General features: G+C 33.8%; 18 protein-coding genes. 11 read left to right on the forward strand and 7 right to left on the reverse strand.

Annotated features, from left to right (window positions below):
- Positions 1 to 230 precede the first annotated feature (230 nt).
- From ACIDC4_RS14115 to ACIDC4_RS14135, 5 genes are all read right to left on the reverse strand, one after another.
- On the reverse strand, positions 231 to 1,649 hold the full coding sequence (locus ACIDC4_RS14115; protein WP_412045136.1) for a tetratricopeptide repeat protein: 1,419 nt from the start codon (positions 1,647 to 1,649) through the stop codon (positions 231 to 233).
- Positions 1,650 to 1,689: 40 nt separating this feature from the next.
- Positions 1,690 to 3,234: a patatin-like phospholipase family protein gene (locus tag ACIDC4_RS14120; protein ID WP_412045137.1), complete on the reverse strand. Its 1,545-nt coding sequence runs from the start codon at positions 3,232 to 3,234 to the stop codon at positions 1,690 to 1,692.
- A 106-nt stretch (positions 3,235 to 3,340) separates the two neighbouring features.
- Positions 3,341 to 3,718, reverse strand: coding sequence for a PKD domain-containing protein (locus ACIDC4_RS14125; protein WP_412045138.1), 378 nt, complete (start codon positions 3,716 to 3,718; stop codon positions 3,341 to 3,343).
- A 98-nt stretch (positions 3,719 to 3,816) separates the two neighbouring features.
- Complete coding sequence (locus ACIDC4_RS14130) at positions 3,817 to 4,383, reverse strand: hypothetical protein (RefSeq protein ID WP_412045139.1); 567 nt, start codon at positions 4,381 to 4,383, stop codon at positions 3,817 to 3,819.
- Positions 4,384 to 4,642: 259 nt separating this feature from the next.
- Positions 4,643 to 5,185 carry a DMP19 family protein gene (locus ACIDC4_RS14135; protein WP_065451933.1) on the reverse strand — a complete coding sequence of 181 codons (543 nt, stop codon included), beginning with the start codon at positions 5,183 to 5,185 and terminating at the stop codon, positions 4,643 to 4,645.
- A gap of 1,182 nt (positions 5,186 to 6,367) precedes the next feature.
- Between ACIDC4_RS14135 and ACIDC4_RS14140 the strand changes: the two genes are divergently transcribed.
- The 5 genes from ACIDC4_RS14140 (at position 6,368) to ACIDC4_RS14160 (ending at position 9,007) form a co-directional block, all read left to right on the forward strand.
- On the forward strand, positions 6,368 to 6,832 hold the full coding sequence (locus ACIDC4_RS14140) for a hypothetical protein (RefSeq protein WP_412045140.1): 465 nt from the start codon (positions 6,368 to 6,370) through the stop codon (positions 6,830 to 6,832).
- A gap of 50 nt (positions 6,833 to 6,882) precedes the next feature.
- Positions 6,883 to 7,644, forward strand: a complete 762-nt coding sequence (locus ACIDC4_RS14145) for an MBL fold metallo-hydrolase (protein ID WP_412045141.1) — start codon at positions 6,883 to 6,885, stop codon at positions 7,642 to 7,644.
- A 148-nt stretch (positions 7,645 to 7,792) separates the two neighbouring features.
- Positions 7,793 to 8,074, forward strand: a complete 282-nt coding sequence (locus tag ACIDC4_RS14150; RefSeq protein ID WP_065451928.1) for a hypothetical protein — start codon at positions 7,793 to 7,795, stop codon at positions 8,072 to 8,074.
- A gap of 44 nt (positions 8,075 to 8,118) precedes the next feature.
- The gene (locus tag ACIDC4_RS14155) at positions 8,119 to 8,553 is read left to right on the forward strand and encodes an SMI1/KNR4 family protein (protein ID WP_412045142.1); all 435 of its coding nucleotides are present in this window, start codon (positions 8,119 to 8,121) and stop codon (positions 8,551 to 8,553) included.
- Complete coding sequence (locus ACIDC4_RS14160; RefSeq protein ID WP_412045143.1) at positions 8,534 to 9,007, forward strand: hypothetical protein; 474 nt, start codon at positions 8,534 to 8,536, stop codon at positions 9,005 to 9,007. Before ACIDC4_RS14155 ends, ACIDC4_RS14160 begins: the two co-directional genes overlap by 20 nt.
- A 6-nt stretch (positions 9,008 to 9,013) precedes the next feature.
- Here ACIDC4_RS14160 and ACIDC4_RS14165 read toward each other — a convergent pair whose 3' ends face one another.
- Positions 9,014 to 9,184 carry a hypothetical protein gene (locus ACIDC4_RS14165; protein ID WP_412045144.1) on the reverse strand — a complete coding sequence of 57 codons (171 nt, stop codon included), beginning with the start codon at positions 9,182 to 9,184 and terminating at the stop codon, positions 9,014 to 9,016.
- A 96-nt stretch (positions 9,185 to 9,280) separates the two neighbouring features.
- Here ACIDC4_RS14165 and ACIDC4_RS14170 point away from each other — a divergent pair, with 96 nt between their 5' ends.
- The 4 genes from ACIDC4_RS14170 to ACIDC4_RS14185 all read left to right on the forward strand — a co-directional run bounded on the left by ACIDC4_RS14170 (position 9,281) and on the right by ACIDC4_RS14185 (position 12,034).
- Positions 9,281 to 9,799 (forward strand): hypothetical protein, encoded by a 519-nt coding sequence (locus tag ACIDC4_RS14170; RefSeq protein WP_412045145.1) that lies wholly within the window; start codon positions 9,281 to 9,283, stop codon positions 9,797 to 9,799.
- A 7-nt stretch (positions 9,800 to 9,806) separates the two neighbouring features.
- A complete protein-coding gene (locus ACIDC4_RS14175; protein ID WP_412045146.1) occupies positions 9,807 to 10,364 on the forward strand; it encodes a YdeI/OmpD-associated family protein in 558 nt (185 codons plus the stop codon).
- 268 nt (positions 10,365 to 10,632) lie between these two features.
- The gene (locus ACIDC4_RS14180; protein ID WP_412045147.1) at positions 10,633 to 11,535 is read left to right on the forward strand and encodes a PhzF family phenazine biosynthesis protein; all 903 of its coding nucleotides are present in this window, start codon (positions 10,633 to 10,635) and stop codon (positions 11,533 to 11,535) included.
- 4 nt (positions 11,536 to 11,539) lie between these two features.
- Positions 11,540 to 12,034 carry an SMI1/KNR4 family protein gene (locus tag ACIDC4_RS14185; RefSeq protein ID WP_412045148.1) on the forward strand — a complete coding sequence of 165 codons (495 nt, stop codon included), beginning with the start codon at positions 11,540 to 11,542 and terminating at the stop codon, positions 12,032 to 12,034.
- A gap of 50 nt (positions 12,035 to 12,084) precedes the next feature.
- Here ACIDC4_RS14185 and ACIDC4_RS14190 read toward each other — a convergent pair whose 3' ends face one another.
- The gene (locus tag ACIDC4_RS14190) at positions 12,085 to 12,312 is read right to left on the reverse strand and encodes a CDGSH iron-sulfur domain-containing protein (RefSeq protein ID WP_056248078.1); all 228 of its coding nucleotides are present in this window, start codon (positions 12,310 to 12,312) and stop codon (positions 12,085 to 12,087) included.
- Positions 12,313 to 12,857: 545 nt separating this feature from the next.
- Between ACIDC4_RS14190 and metG the strand changes: the two genes are divergently transcribed.
- Together metG and ACIDC4_RS14200 are read left to right on the forward strand one after the other, a co-directional pair.
- Positions 12,858 to 14,921: a methionine--tRNA ligase gene (gene metG, locus ACIDC4_RS14195; RefSeq protein ID WP_412045149.1), complete on the forward strand. Its 2,064-nt coding sequence runs from the start codon at positions 12,858 to 12,860 to the stop codon at positions 14,919 to 14,921.
- A gap of 356 nt (positions 14,922 to 15,277) precedes the next feature.
- The gene (locus tag ACIDC4_RS14200) at positions 15,278 to 16,024 is read left to right on the forward strand and encodes an SH3 domain-containing protein (RefSeq protein ID WP_412045150.1); all 747 of its coding nucleotides are present in this window, start codon (positions 15,278 to 15,280) and stop codon (positions 16,022 to 16,024) included.
- Positions 16,025 to 16,130 lie beyond the last annotated feature (106 nt).

Genomic DNA, 16,130 nt, shown 5'->3' on the forward strand with positions numbered 1-16,130 from the left:
GTTGATTCTAAAGTTATTTCTGGGGTTATTACACGGAGATCACGAAGGGTTACACAGAGATGCGCAAAGATTTTAAATAAATAGAAGTTTTATATTTTGAATAGAACACAACCCCAGCGGGGTGAAATCTTTGCCTCAATATACCGCTCCGATGGAGCTTTAAGACAAAATCAATATCGTTTTCTATAAATATGACGCTTCTCTGAAGCTACATTTTGATTAATTTGATTTTATTCTTTAATCAACTTAAATGTTTCCTCAACACCTTCAGCCGTAACTTTCAAAATATAAAATCCGGGATTTAAAGCAATAACATTTATAGTTCCATCTGTAGTTTTGCCTTTTAAGGCGCTTTTTGATTCGAAATCAAAGAACTCGAAATCAAAATTTTTAGTTTTTAAATTCTCAATAGAAACAACGCCGGAAACAGGATTTGGTAAAACGGAAGGTTTTTTAACATCTTTCAGTTCAGGTTCGGTATTATTACAGGCACTTTGTAATAATGACGGCAAATCTTTCTCATCATAAACCAAATCATACTTGAGTTCTTTTGCTTGCTGAAACAACTCGCAGGCTTTTTTATTTTTATGTTGATCCAGATAGATAATACCGAGATTTTTCATGGCATACGAATTATTCTTATCTGTTTTCAATGCTTCTTTCAAATCACTAATTCCTTTGTCAGATTCTCCTAATTTATGGTATAACAAACCTCTTGTCGTTCTTAAATCCCTTCCGCCATATACTTTATTATCAATTATGGCTCTTTCGAATTTAAAAGCAATCGTAATATTCTCCATTGCTTTTTGATATTCGCCCATATCACTATACAATCTGGCAAGTGCCCATCTTGCATTGGCATGATCCGGTTTTTGAGTTACGATGTTTTCAAAATAATAAGCTGCCAGGTCATACGCTTTTCGGTCTTGCAGCAAAGTAGCAAAACTGTACAAAATACGCAGATCTTCAGGAGCATTTTTTACGGCTTTGTAATAATAATTAAAAGCAAAATTGTCCATATCGAGTGACGCATAAATATTTGCCAGTCGATCGTAAAGCTTGCTTCTGAATACATCTTTCTTTTCTGCCAAAGAATCAGACAACGCTTTATTTTTAGGATCCTTATCTACAGAATATTCAACTTTTTTTAAATCTTCAAGTGCCAATGTGGTATTGCCAAGACTAATGCTTAAAACCCCGCGATTGAATAAATCATTGACTTGTACAGGATTGTAATTGGTTTTGGTATTAATTTCGGTCAGTAATTTGAGTGCTTTCTTCACGCCTTCTTCCCTCTCTTTGCCAAAAGGCAATTTGTGATCTGTTCTGCTTACTAATTTTCCGTGCGAATAATTCCAGGTTACGAGCTTTTCTCCTTGTTTGTTGTACTGAAAAGAATCAGCATTTTTTAAACCTTTACCATCATAATAAAAAACTTCATTCAGCTTTCCGTTAGGATAATAGGTTTTAGTGCTGTCCGGTTTATTATCAGGTCCGTACCAAATTTCGACAGAAACCACATGATCATTATAAAAGTAACGGGAAACATCTTCTGGTTTTTCCTTGCTTGTTTCCTGAGCAGTTAGCAAAACCGGAAAAAGCAATAAGGCAAACATTATTTTTTTAGATAGAATAAGCTGTTCTTTCAAAGTGGTAAGAATTAAATAGAAAATCAAATTTCGGGTAAAATTACTTATGTTCTACCAATAATTCTCTTAATTCATTGGTTTTTAAATACGCGGCAAAACGTCCTGAAAGCAATAAAACCTCTCTTTCGTCAGGCGTAATTCTTAGTTTGGTTTCTACGTGTGAGGCATATTCGTACAATAATAAAACTTGTCTGGCAGATAAAGCTTTGAATTTTTCTTTGCTTAAAGTAGCCACAATTATTTCGCCGTCTTTATCTTTTTTAAACGAATCCTCACCAAACTTCATGATTAGTTCCTGCTTAAAAGTGCCAAATAATTTTACCCAGCTGCTCGCTTCGTCATTGGTATTTTTCAATTCAAAAACTAAATCTTCATAGGGATAATCTTTTTCCATTTTTACCAAATAATCCCTAATTGTGGTAAACCCAATAATCTGATAATTCGAAACTGGTATTTTATAACGTTCAAAAGTATTTTCGACATCTTTATCAAAAGTCATATAGCGAGTTTGAACCGTGTATAAAGAAGCAGTTTCGAACAACGAAATCAATCTTATTTTGGCATCGGTTATATACGGCGTTTTTTTTCCTTGCCCCAGGCAATCAATAAAAAGCGCTTTCTTGTTTTTATCACTCACTTTTGTATCGTTATGTAGCAACTCTACGAGAGTTTTATATCCCATATTGTCTGAAGCTCCACCATCGACAATACACAATATTTTATCCTGATTTTTAACGCCAAATTTCACTTTTGGCAAAACGCCCGGAAAAGCCGAACTCGCCGTAATGGCATAAGTAAGCGGAAAATCATAACCATCATTTACTTTATTTTCATTTAATGAAATAGCAGCTTTGTTGGGCGCCAGAGACGAATTCAAATTCAGACCCCGAATAATATGAGGCATAAACGGAATACGTTCGCCATTATTAAAAGCCGTTCCGTTGGCCACAAACATGGGTAAAGACGGGACTGATTTGCTGCTCTTTGGAACAAAAAAATCCGACAACATCATTTGAGAATTAAATTTATTGGTATTATCAGGATTTATAGCGTCGTATTGCAAAATATCTGCGTCTATGCGTTGCGTCATCGATATTTTATCGCCTTTTTCGTTTCGGCTATTATTTAAAAGAGATAAAATATTGGCCGATTTATCGACGTAATCCTTATAAGCATCCGCTTTAGAAAAGTAAAATTCGTTGAAGGAACAATTATCCTGAAACAATTTATTTTTAAGAATCGTAAGATAATATCCAGCCGAAAAACAACCTCCGGAAACGGTAGAGAAATAATCAATTTCGTTCAGGAAATTACGTTGAGAATCGTTTTCCTGAATTTCCTCTAATCCCAAAAGTACGCCCATACTAAAAAACTGCGCTCTCGAACCTCCGCCCGAAATCCCGATTCCTAAAGCGATATTAGGATTCTGGAACTTTTTATCCCGTTCCTGAACCGACTTATAATCGTCTAATGAAACCGATGGAATAGAACTATAATTGATTTCTGAAAAAAGGTTGATTTTGTTTTGAGAAAATCCTATCTGAAGAAAAAGCAAAAGCAATATCTGGAAGTGTTTGTATCTCATTTTGTGGCTTTTTTTATTGCTAAATCAGTAAAAGCAAAATTACGAGAAACTTAAACAAGTTAAATATTAACTAATGAAATCTTTAACATTCAAAAGACACAATTCTCTAATTTACAGTAATACTTCTTGTTGGCGAGGATGTACAAGTTGCTCCTCCATTCTGAACCGTAATATCCGCCTTTGCAGTATAAGTACCCGCTGCGCTATAAACATGCGAAATGGAAACCGTTGTTCCCGTTGCTGTAACTGTCTCTGCAGGAGTACCATCGCCAAAAGTAAATTTTACAGATTTCAAAGTATTCGTTCCCGAATATTCAACTGTAAAATCTATTTTTTTAGGATTAGTAGCATCTGTCGAATGTTTTACCTTCTCGAATAAAGACTCTCCTACGCAATCCAGGCCTTTATCTATATCACTTTTACTGCACGAAATACTTAAAACAAATAATGCGGCAATCATCAAAATTGGAGATTTACTTTTCATGTCAGTAATTTTTAGTGGTTTGTTTTTAACAATGTTATTTTCACAAATATAATAAATATCTCTCATTGCTTTTTTGATATTATCACCAAAACTATTTTTCATTCAACATTAAATAATCTCAAAATATACGAGAGTTCATAAACAATAAAAACGATGACCAAAACAGTATGAAAAACTTTATTATGCACCTTAATCGCCACCAGACACAAGATAATATGACTAATAATGCGAACAAAATATTCGGTTTGATTGTACAAAAAGTAGTTCCCGCCCTTTATCGCCGTATCGATAATATCGGCTCCAAAACTTATCGCCAGAATAGCAAAAAACCAATTCTTACGCGAATAAAAATAATCTTCATAACCTGTATAATCTGCCAAATCATCAGGATACAAAATAGCGCACAACAAATAATAAATCAGGATATAACAAATGATAAAGAAATAATCAGCAAAATACCATTCGTTAATTAACTTCAAATTAAACTCCCACCACCAAAAATGAATAATCAGTAAAAAAACATAAAATACCCAAAGCGAGTGCACAAAATAGATTTTCTTACGCCCCGGATGCTGAATAAAAATCACAGATCCTCGAATAAGGTGCGTGAGACTCAAACCCAAAATAATCCCTATAATCGATTTGATGTGTGTTAGTTCTTCCATAAAACAATTTCGATTTTATAAAGAACTAAAATTAAGCATTTTACCACAGAGATACACGGAGTTTTTTATTAGCTATGTCAGGCTGAGCGGAGTCGAAGCCCCGCAAAGTTTTTTTAAAGAAATTTTAATTAATCGCATAAAGTCGCAAAGAAATAAAACTCTGCGTCTTCGTGCCTTTGCGCGAAATTTTATAGACATTCAAACAAAAATCTTTGCGAACTTAGCGTAAAACTTTGCGCTCCTTGCGGTTAAAAAAAACTTAAGCTCTCTTAATCTCATGCCCCACATATTCCTCCAAAGCAGCAAACATATCATCTACAGAAAGCACTTCGAAATCAGGATGGTTTTTCAGAAAATTAGCGTTTAGCGTAATCAGGTTTTCTTCAAGTTCAAAAAACGTATCATTATTCAAAGAATCACGAACCGGATTTACACCTTCCAGTTTTCCGCTTACAAATTTATTCAGCTTTACGCTGCTCATCAATTTTACCTTTTTGCTTTGTTGCTGAAACAATTCAAGATGTTTTTCGGCGCCAATCAATGCCAAACCTTCTTCGATAAGTTCGTTCAGTTCTTTATTCCAACCCGATTTATAAACAAACTGCGAAAAATTTCCTTCCGCATATTGCGAATAGTAATAATCAAGATAATAACTCATCAACGCATCTTCGTGAATAAACTCGTCATCGACACCTTCCTCACGCATTAAATTAATCACCGAAATATTAGAATGAATCACATCCTGAAGATTTTCACTATTCATTGCCGTTTCAGAAACTAGTATTCTACCGAACTCCTCCATTTTGATATTTTTTAAGATTGATTTGCAAATTTCGGCGAAATAATAATAACAACGCGAATAATTTTTTGGGCGTTCCCTCCGGTCGGGCTATTCGCTGCAAGTCCTCGCACTTCCTTCGTCAGGCTGTGGGCTTTTCGCTGCTATCCCTAACGCAATTCGGCATTCAAAAGAATACTTGGCAAAGATTTTGTTTTACGCATTCAAAATTCCAACTAACCAACTAAACCACAACAACATGAAAGAAATCATACAAAAGCTTACTCCTTTCTCTTTTAATAACTAATCTTTGGGCAACTATTACCTTCTTCGTCTATTACTTTGAGACAGGATTATTTAGTGGCTTTAAAACTCTTCTGCTTTTTGGATGGAGTTGCTGGATTAGTTCAGGTTTAGGTTTACTAGCAATATTACTTTCACTTTTAAGAATCTGGAAATCCAACCAATCAAAAGTTTTTACATTGGTACTCACTGGTTGGTTAAATATTTTCTTTTCATTTTTACTTATTACAACAACTTTTTTCGAAATAATTATTCCTGAATCTTTTATTTATTCCTTTTTTATAATTAATCTCATTATTCCGGTGGTGATATATTTTAAAACAAAAAAGATTATTAAAAATTATAATAACCAATAGTAAAGATTTGCAATCTAGAGTGTACGAAATTTTTAAAATGGACTGAAAGTCCTAAAAGCAATAGCGTAGTGCAGCGCACTACGAAATTAAATTAAAAATAAAAATTGCCCTGAAAGGGCAAGAGAAAAATACACAATAACAATTTTGGAAAAATCATAACAAATGCGCCCTTTGAAATTAGGCTTACGCCCTTACAGGGCTTAAACAACAACCTTTTTCATTCATAGTGCTTCGCACCATGCTATTGCTAAAGCTCTTTCAGAGCAATAGGTTTCGAATATTTATAATTTTCAACAATAAAAAAAATCATTCATCAACATTCTGAAAATCTGTAACAAGTATTTCATTACTATGGGACTTCTTAATGTCTGCTTTCGATTAAATCCAAAAACAATTCTCAAAGATTAATTCAAAAAATGAGGCTTTCCTCAAAAGAGCAATTATCAATATCATTTATATTTGCGCTTCATATTAAAACATCTTAAACTTAATCAACAGATTTATGAAAAATTGCAGCATCAAAATATATTTCCAAATAATAATCCTGATGTTCAGCATTAGTGTTTTGGGTCAAAATGAAAATAATAAAACAATGACTTCTTTTGTTCCAAAATCAAAAGCTTACGATATTTATTATCCAAAAACTTTTGTACTAAACGAAGACAACGAAGGCATTGTCACAATTACAGATTCAGCGTCAGAATTAAACATAACAATCAGTTCATACGGATTCGATCAGGAAACTACCGACGAAAAACTGATTCAGCAACTCACCGAATTTGTCAAAAATTACCATACCAAAGAAATTACACGAGAAAACTGGAACAGTTACAAAACAAAATTTGACATTTTGGTCGAATTAAAAGTTTCAGACGAAAAAGCAAATTGGGTTTGGTGGGGAGTTGTAAATAAAAAACAATTGGTATTAATCTCTATAAATAAAAAAACACCAATTTCATCAGAAGACACCAATCTGCTTCAATTCATGATCAACAATATGGTAATTAATTAAATTGCAACCTTAACTTAGCACATCAACAATCAATCAAAAACAAAATCATCATGCCCCAAATACATCACCTCAACTGCGTAAAAATTGTTTCACCTGTAAACGATAATGTTTGCGGACATTGCTTATTGATTCAGGAAAACGACAAACTCATTTTAGTCGATACCGGAATTGGACTTTTAGACATTCAAAACCCGGAAGAAAGAATCGGCCAACAACTTATAGATATGGTGGGGTATCGCTTTGATGAAAATCAAACCGCCATCAGACAAATCGAAAAACTGGGACTTGATCCGGAAAAAGTTACCGATTGTATTATTTCACATCTTGATAATGATCATATTGGCGGTTTGGCAGATTTTCCAAACGCAACCGTTCACGTTGGATTGGAAGAATGCGACAACTATATTTCCGGAAATCCAAGGTATTTAAAAACACCTTTATCGCATCAGCCAACAATAAAAACCTACGAAAAATTAGATTTGAACTGGTTTGGATTCGAAGCCAGAAAAGTTGATATCGATATTGAAACAGAAATGTACCTAATTCCCCTTTTCGGACATACATTAGGACATTGTGGTGTTGCGATAAAAACAGAAAAAGGATGGATATTTTATATTGCCGATGCCTATTATATGCGAATTGAACTTACCAATAGCGATCATCCTGTAAATCAATTAGCAAAAATGCGAGCCGAAGACAACGATTTACGATTGAGCACTTTAGATAAAATCAGAAATTTAATAAACGAACATCCTGAAATCGAAGTTTTTGGATATCACGATATCGAAGAGTTTAATTTTTATAAAAACTAAAAGCAAAATTTTATAAAAGAAATAGAAATTTTAACGCAACCATTTTTCAAAAGGGTCATCTGTTAACAAAGAGAATGCTTTATCCGATCTTGAAATACTCAAATACGAAAAAGCAGTTCTTTATTAAAAACGTAAAAACCCTTAGTTTATGGATGACCTACCAAAAAACCTTACCTTATTTTACGTCTCAGGCATATGCTCTCTCATAGTAGGAATAATTTATGCCATAATGCTCATCGACGGAAATTCAGGACCAGACGGATTAATGGGAATTTATATTTTGTTTGGTTTGCTTCCCGTTATTATTCTCATAATAATCGATCGGTTTCTGGTTACAAAGTTTGGGAATCAAAAAGTAAACATAGTAGAGTTCTCTTTTCTGGGATTTATTTTATTCTTGTGGATTATAAAAATGCTTTTAAATTTGTAAAATGCTCCTAAAAAACATTAAGTTTATATATTAAATATATTTTCATGAGCCTACAATACAACTTAGAAACACAATTTCTAAAAAAAGTCGAGGACCCTAATAATATAACAAACAAAAGAGAAATCTTAACAGATGATCAAATAAAAAGCATTCTTGAAAAACACCCAAAAATTCCGAAAGATTATATTGCTTACTTGCAAGAAATTGGTTCCGGAAATTTTAGAGAATGTAAATTTAAAGTCCATCCCTTTCTTTTTGATCTTGAAGATATTGGACTTGAAGATCATTATGAGCTAAAATCTAATGTATATTTTTTTGGAGATAATTATTGTGGCGACTTTTCAGGCTTTGACTTTGACAATAATGACGGCAATGTTGTCGAATTTTGGCATGAAAGCGGAGAACTATATTATACTAATCAATCTTTTCACACTTACATTCGGGAGCAAATGCAAATAGATGAAAACGAAAATAACTAACTCAGAATTTGAAGAAACTTTTTCATCTCTAACAAGAATGGGAGAAAGATTTGCGAGCGCAAAAAACACTTTCGAATTATTAAAAGAATTAAATCCGGAAACCACAACAGCACAAACTCACATCCTGGTTTCCGAACTCAATAAAATTCAATTTTCGTCTAATACAAACACTGTTTTCTATTTCTATTTTCCAATAGTAAGTCACATTCTCTATTACAAACCTGAACACGAAAAAGATCTTTTAAAGTATTTAATAGGTCCAAACTTCGCCAACGGAACATCTGAAGTTGATGAAATGATTGCAATGATCAAAGGAGCAATGGAATTTAAACTTAAAGAAAACGAATTTTATTTAACCAAAGAAAGTCAGTTTTGGGTTGAGAATGAACTTCTGAAACTGGAAAAAGCAATTCAACGAGAAATAGATCTTTGCTGGAAAGAACTTGAGGAATAACATAATTTACGAAATACCAGATTCGTCATTATTCTTCTTTTCATTCATTTTTGCCACTAAAGCTTTCAAACGTAAGGCACGTTCTTTTTTTTCGGCTTGAAGTTTTGCCTTTTTCTTATTGAGCAATTTGGTATGCAAAGCCTTGTTTTTGGTGTTTTTCTCAGGACCTTTTGCCATAATTTAATTTTCTTTAATTAGGTTTACAAAGATAAAGAACTAATTGCAAAGACAAACGATTAGAAATTCTGACCAGTAAAGCCAACAAACTTCGCTATGAAAATAAAAATCACACTTATTTCATTTGTTTTATTACTCACAGCTTGTTCTAAAAAAGAGACTGTAAAGGAATTTCCATTTGAAAGCTTAATCGTAACAGGTTCAAACTTACATGATATTCATACTGTAAAATTCACAAAAAGTGATACTGTTTACCTTCAAAGAATTTTTCCTGAACCAAAAGAAAATTTCTATGCTATAATTTCAGCTAATGAAAAAATCAGACTTAATAATTATCTTCACACTTTAAATCTGAAAAATTTTGATTCTATATATGCAGATGAAAACCTTGATGATGGACAAAGCTATCTTATAAGTATTAATCAAAGAGAAAAAAACAAACAAATTTATATTCATGGCGAACATGCTCCGCAGGAACTTTATAATTATATTGACTCACTAGGAAGTATTAAAAACAATCTGAAGTTTATCTCAACAAAACAAATTATTGACTTTGGAGATTTAAGTGCAATTTTACCGCCGCCACCTCCTCCACCGCCATTAAAAGATAAATAAATACAAAATGAACCCAACCTTCTTCCCAACACAAGAACAATTTAGATCATGGCTGGAAAAGCATCACCAAAAAGAAACCGAACTTTTAGTAGGTTTTTATAAAGTGAATAGCAAAAAACCATCCATGTCCTGGTCAGAATCTGTCGATCAGGCACTTTGTTTTGGCTGGATCGATGGCGTTCGAAGATCGATTGATGAAGAAAGTTATTCGATCAGGTTTACACCAAGAAAAAAATCCAGTATTTGGAGCGCTATAAATATCAAGAAAATCGAAACACTCACAAAAGCCGGATTAATGAAGGAAGCCGGAATAAAAGCTTTTGAATTCAGGTCTGAAGAAAGATCTAAAATTTACTCTCATGAAAATGAAGCGTATATTCTCGATCCTGAACTCGAAAAGCAATTTAAAGCTAATAAAACAGCTTGGGAATATTTCAACAATCAGGCACCATCGTACAAAAAGGTAATAATTCACGTAATTATGAGCGCCAAACAAGAAAAAACCAGAATTGCAAGATTGGAAAAAGCGATAAAGTTTAGTGCCGAAGGAAAAAGAATGCTGTAAAAGAAAAACGAATCTTTGTAACTGAGATCAAAAGACAAATGGTAACTTTATTCTATCGAAAAAAATTGAAGTATTGAAGTTACATCTGTATGTATTATTTTTTTTCACGCAGATTGAGCAGATTGAGCAGATTTTCTTTTTTCATCTTTGAACTGGATTTAAAATACATAGAAAAAGTAGCATTCTATACTAAAACAATTTAGATGCAAAGTAGTAGCTTTTAATATGAACTTACATCACTTATATGGTGCAAAAAACAACTATAATAATGAAAGATAGAACCGCATTAGAATACTATGTTTTGGATGTATTCTCTAATAAAAGTTACAAGGGAAATCCGTTGTCTGTTGTTTTTACTGATGGCAATCTGGAGTTAGAAACCTATCATAATATAGCAAAGGAATTTGGCTATTCTGAAACTTCGTTTGTTTATTATTCTTCGGCACAAAAAGCGCTCAATGTTCGCTCTTTTACCCCAACAGGTTTTGAGGTTGATGGTGCCGGACACAATTTATTAGGTGCGGTTTGTGCGGCATTATTCAAAAAAATCTCCATTTTTCATGAACAAGATGAAACCAATCATTTTGTCATTATGAAAGACAATCCAATACCATTAACTACAAGTTTTGATCCCGTTACAGAATATCCTATCGTACAAATGCATCAAAAACCGGCTGTAGCACTAAAAGAAGTTCCAGCTTCGCTAATAGCAAAAGCAATTGGTTTGGCTATTGACGATTTAACGGTTGGTGATCTTCTGCCCACAATTGTTCAAACCGAAGTGGCCCATATAATGGTTCCCATAAAAAACAGACGTTTTCTGCACGATTGCATTCCTGATAATAAACGCTTAATCGAAATCTCTAAAGAGTACGGATTTGAAGGTTTTTATTGTTTTACTATTTTCGATACGAAACATGAAAATATAGTCGAAGCCAGATTCTTTAATCCCTTAATTGGTATTGATGAAGATGCTGCTACAGGCACAGCTGCCGGACCTTTAATAGGTTTTTTAACTAAAACCAAATACACAAAACCCAATACCGAATATAAAATCCTGCAAGGCGTAAAACTAAATCAGCCTTCGTTGATTGAAGTTATGGCCAGAGAAAATGATATTTTGGTGGGTGGTTCTGCGGTTATTACGATGAAGGGGGAGATTTATATATAGAACGATGAACAAAAATTTACTAATTAGTATTTCGGAAAAGGCAATTAAATACGAAAATTTCAATTTTACATCTGAACAAATTGAAAATAATTGGCTCGGAACCATTCCGGCTACCGAAAAACAGATAAATGATGCAGAAAACAAACTTGGCATAAAACTACCAGAAGATTATATTGAATTCATTCGGATAACTAACGGTTTTTCAGCACCAAATGATATCGAACCAAGTTTTGAAAACATAGAAAAAATTGACTTCTTAAAAAATATTGATGATTTTGTAATCGAAGCTTATGCATATTTACCCGAATTAGAGAATGCTATTCAAATAGCAGGAATATCTGAAGAACAATATTTTTTACTACTTCCTCCAAAATCAAAAGACGAAGAATGGAAATATTGGAAGTTTGCAAATTGGTATCCGGGTGAACATCCTTACGAAAATCTAAAAGAGTATTTTGAAGATGTTCTTCGCTTTATAATTGACCAGCATAAATCATAAAAAAAGCCGCATCAAAAAATGCAGCTTTATATCTTAACCAGAATATTTTCTTAGTTTGTTTTCATTGGTGGTAAATCGAATGCGATAGAATCGTGTTCGAAATTATTACGGTGTCCTCCATCGCAAAAAGGTTTGTTTGCAGATAATCCGCAACGGCAAAGTCCTAATGCAGCTCTTCCTTGTAATCCGTAAACTGTTCCTTCTGAATCCATTATTTCGAAATCACCTTCGATTTTGATAGATCCGTTTTTATTGATGATTAATTTTGTCTTGCTCATAACTTGTTTTTGTTTTTTTTCGAAAGCAAAGATTGCAAAATAAATTCTGAAGATTTTTATTGAGATGCTAGTTTAAACTGGTTCTATTTTATGGGTTTTACCACGGAGATTCACGAAGGTTTTCACGGAGATTCGCTAAGTTTTTTTTAAAGAAATGAGAATTAATCTCGCAAAGTCACGAAGGCGCAAAGTTTTTGTTTCACTTTTGAATGGATTAAAAACCACCCTAATGTCCAGCGCCGAGTTCCGAAGGAACGATTTATTTTGTAGGGCTGGACTTCAGTCCAGTCTAAATAGCGCAAGAAACTCCGCACAGAAATTCGCCAATCTTTGTCGAGTTACTCGCGAAGATTTCTCGTTCCTGGAAATAAACTATACGATTAATCATTGGCTTTAAATTAAACTTTGCAACTCTGCTCCCGATAGCTATCGGGATTGCGAGATTAAAAAACTTTCGTGAATCTTTGCGAAAACCTTCGTGAATCTCTGCGAAACTTAGAATTCTCAATTCTATTGCTTATTTTTGCACTCAATAAAATTGAGTTATGATACAGAATCCAAAGAGATATACTATTACGGCGGCATTGCCTTACACCAACGGACCTATACATATTGGGCATTTGGCGGGGGTTTACGTGCCTGCAGATATTTATTCGAGATATTTACGTTTGCAAGGAAAAGACGTTGCGTTTATTTGCGGAAGCGATGAACATGGCGTTGCAATTTCGATGAAAGCCAAAAAAGAAGGAATTACACCACAAGAAGTTATTGATAAATATGACGGAATTATTAGAAAATCATTCGCTGATTTCGGAATTTCGTTTGATAATTATTCTCGTACTTCGGCTAAGATTCATCATGATACGGCTCAGGAATTCTTCAGGACTTTGTATGATAAAGGCGATTTTATTGAAGAAACGACAGAGCAATTGTACGATGCAAAAGCAGATCAGTTTTTAGCAGATCGTTTTGTAGTGGGAACTTGCCCAAAATGTGGCAATGACGGAGCTTACGGAGATCAGTGCGAAAATTGCGGATCGACTTTGAATGCGACGGATTTAATAAACCCAAAATCGACCATTACCGGAGAAACTCCAATTTTGAAATCTACAAAACACTGGTTTTTACCTCTTGACAGATATACTGAGTTCTTGACAGAATGGATTTTGGTTGGACATAAAAATGACTGGAAACCTAATGTTTACGGACAAGTTAAATCTTGGGTTGATGGCGGACTTGAACCTCGTGCGGTAACGCGTGACCTTGATTGGGGAATTGATGTTCCGGTTGAAGGTGCCGAAGGAAAAAAATTATACGTTTGGTTTGATGCGCCAATTGGGTACATTTCATCAACAAAAGAATGGGCGGCGCGCGAAGGAAAAGACTGGGAACCATACTGGAAAGATGAAGACACGAAACTGGTTCATTTTATTGGGAAAGACAATATTGTTTTTCACTGTATCATTTTCCCTGCGATGCTTAAAGCCGAAGGAAGCTATATTTTGCCGGACAATGTTCCTGCAAATGAATTTTTGAATTTGGAAGGAAATAAACTTTCGACTTCTAAAAACTGGGCGGTTTGGCTGCACGAATATTTAGAAGAATTTCCGGAGAAACAAGACGTTTTGCGTTATGCATTAACATCAAACGCTCCTGAAACTAAAGATAATGATTTTACATGGAAAGATTTCCAGGCTAGAAATAACAATGAACTTGCGGATAATTTAGGAAACTTTGTTAATCGTGTCGTTGTTCTTACTCAAAAATATTATGACGGAGTTGTTCCTAACCCGAATAAATTTAATGAAGTTGATGAAGCAGCTTTAGCAGAAGTAAAAGCATATCCTGCAGTAATTGCAAGCTCTATTGAAAGATACAGATTTAGAGAAGCGTTAAACGAATTAATGAATTTGGCTCGTCTTGGAAATAAATATCTGGCAGATGAGGAACCTTGGAAATTAATTAAAACAGATGCAGAAAGAGTTAAAACTCAAATGTATGTTGCGTTGCAGATCACAACAGCTTTAAGCATTTTATCTGAGCCATTTTTACCATTTACAGCTAAAAAATTAAATTCAATTTTAAAATTAGATGGTAATTTGAAATGGAATGATATTGTAGATTCATCTGAATTAATTTCTCCAAATCATCAAATTCAAACGGAAAAAGCCGATGTGCTTTTTGCAAAAATCGAAGACGAAGAAATACAAAAACAAATAGATAAATTGGAAGCTACAAAAACCGCTAATATCGCTGAAAACAAAAAAGCAGAACCTCAAAAAGAATTGATTCAGTATGAGGATTTCGCTAAAATGGATTTACGCGTAGGAACAATCATTGAAGCCGAAAAAATGCCAAAAGCCAACAAACTTTTGGTGCTGAAAATTGATACAGGAATTGATGTTCGTACCATAGTTTCCGGAATTGCCGAAAGCTTTTCGCCAGAAGAAATCATTGGTAAACGTGTTACGGTTTTAGCAAACTTGGCGCCAAGAGCTCTCCGCGGAGTTGAAAGCCAGGGTATGATCTTAATGACAACAAACGCCGAAGGAAAATTAGTGTTTGTAAATCCTGATACTGATGCACCGAATGGTGAAACGATAAACTAAGTTTTATAAATATCAAAATAGTAAAGATGCGCGATTGCGCATCTTTTTTTTGTGCCTTTAGGAAATCGGTATTTTGTGCCGCCAGGCACTACATATTGGTAGAAAAAAAATCAGATTTCAAATTCATTGGCGTGCCGTTGGTACGCAACAAAACGATATCTCTTGCGTACCTACGGCACGCTGAATTTATTCTAATTCATGTTTTTCTACCGACCTTTAGTACCTAACGGCACATTTTGATTCTTGATTCAAATTTTAAACAAAAAACAAATTTAAACTAATGTTTTATACTTATTAAAAATGGGAATTTGTTAATACTTTAATAGATTAGCGCTTTCATTAGAACCATATAAACAATGACAAACCCAATAAAATTAATCTTTACTCTATTTCTTCTTTTGAGTTTTACCTGTTCTCAGGCACAATATATAGCAGCTTTTGCTATCATTAAAGACAAAGATGGCTTTGTAAATGTTCGGGAAAGTGGCAATGCAAAATCAAAAATCGTAGGCAAAGTTTCTGAAAATCAAATTTTTGAAGATATGGATGCTATTCAAAATGAAAAAAATGAATGGGTTTATATCACTTACGGAATCTCAAAACAAAAAACAGGCTCGTCAAACAAAACTGAAGATCAAGGTTTTGGTTACATTCACAAAAGTCGGATAAAGTATTTAAGTGATCTGCCGAAATTAAAGATGAAGCTTATCTCAGAAAATAGTGCTGAATTCAAAAATGATGCGTTTATAATTTCGATCAAAACCGGAAAGTTCATACCAAAAGAACATCAAATTAAAAAACAAGATGGTTTCATATCAAAGATCGATGATCAATATCCTTGGGGAATTGACGGAATAAAACCCGAGAACCTCATCGAAATAAAAGAGATAAAAATTTCCCATAAAAATGAAACGTATACTCTCCCAATAAATAATTTAACCGGATTATACAGTCCCAGTTTCAAAAACACACAAATTTCTATTGGTTTAGATAAAACAGTTTTCATAACAATGTCTAACGGAGATGGTGCCGGAGCGTATAATGTTGCATGGTCAATTAAAGACAATAGGGTTAAAGATCAATTTGTTTTTAGAGATTTCTAAAAACAAATTGATCTTATATTTTTGTGCCGTTAGGCACTACAGGTTGGTAGAAAAAAATCAGATTTCAAATTCGTTAGCGTGCCGTAGGTACGCAACAAAACGATAT

This window comes from Flavobacterium sp. C3NV (assembly GCF_046825355.2).
Taxonomy (GTDB): Bacteria; Bacteroidota; Bacteroidia; order Flavobacteriales; family Flavobacteriaceae; genus Flavobacterium.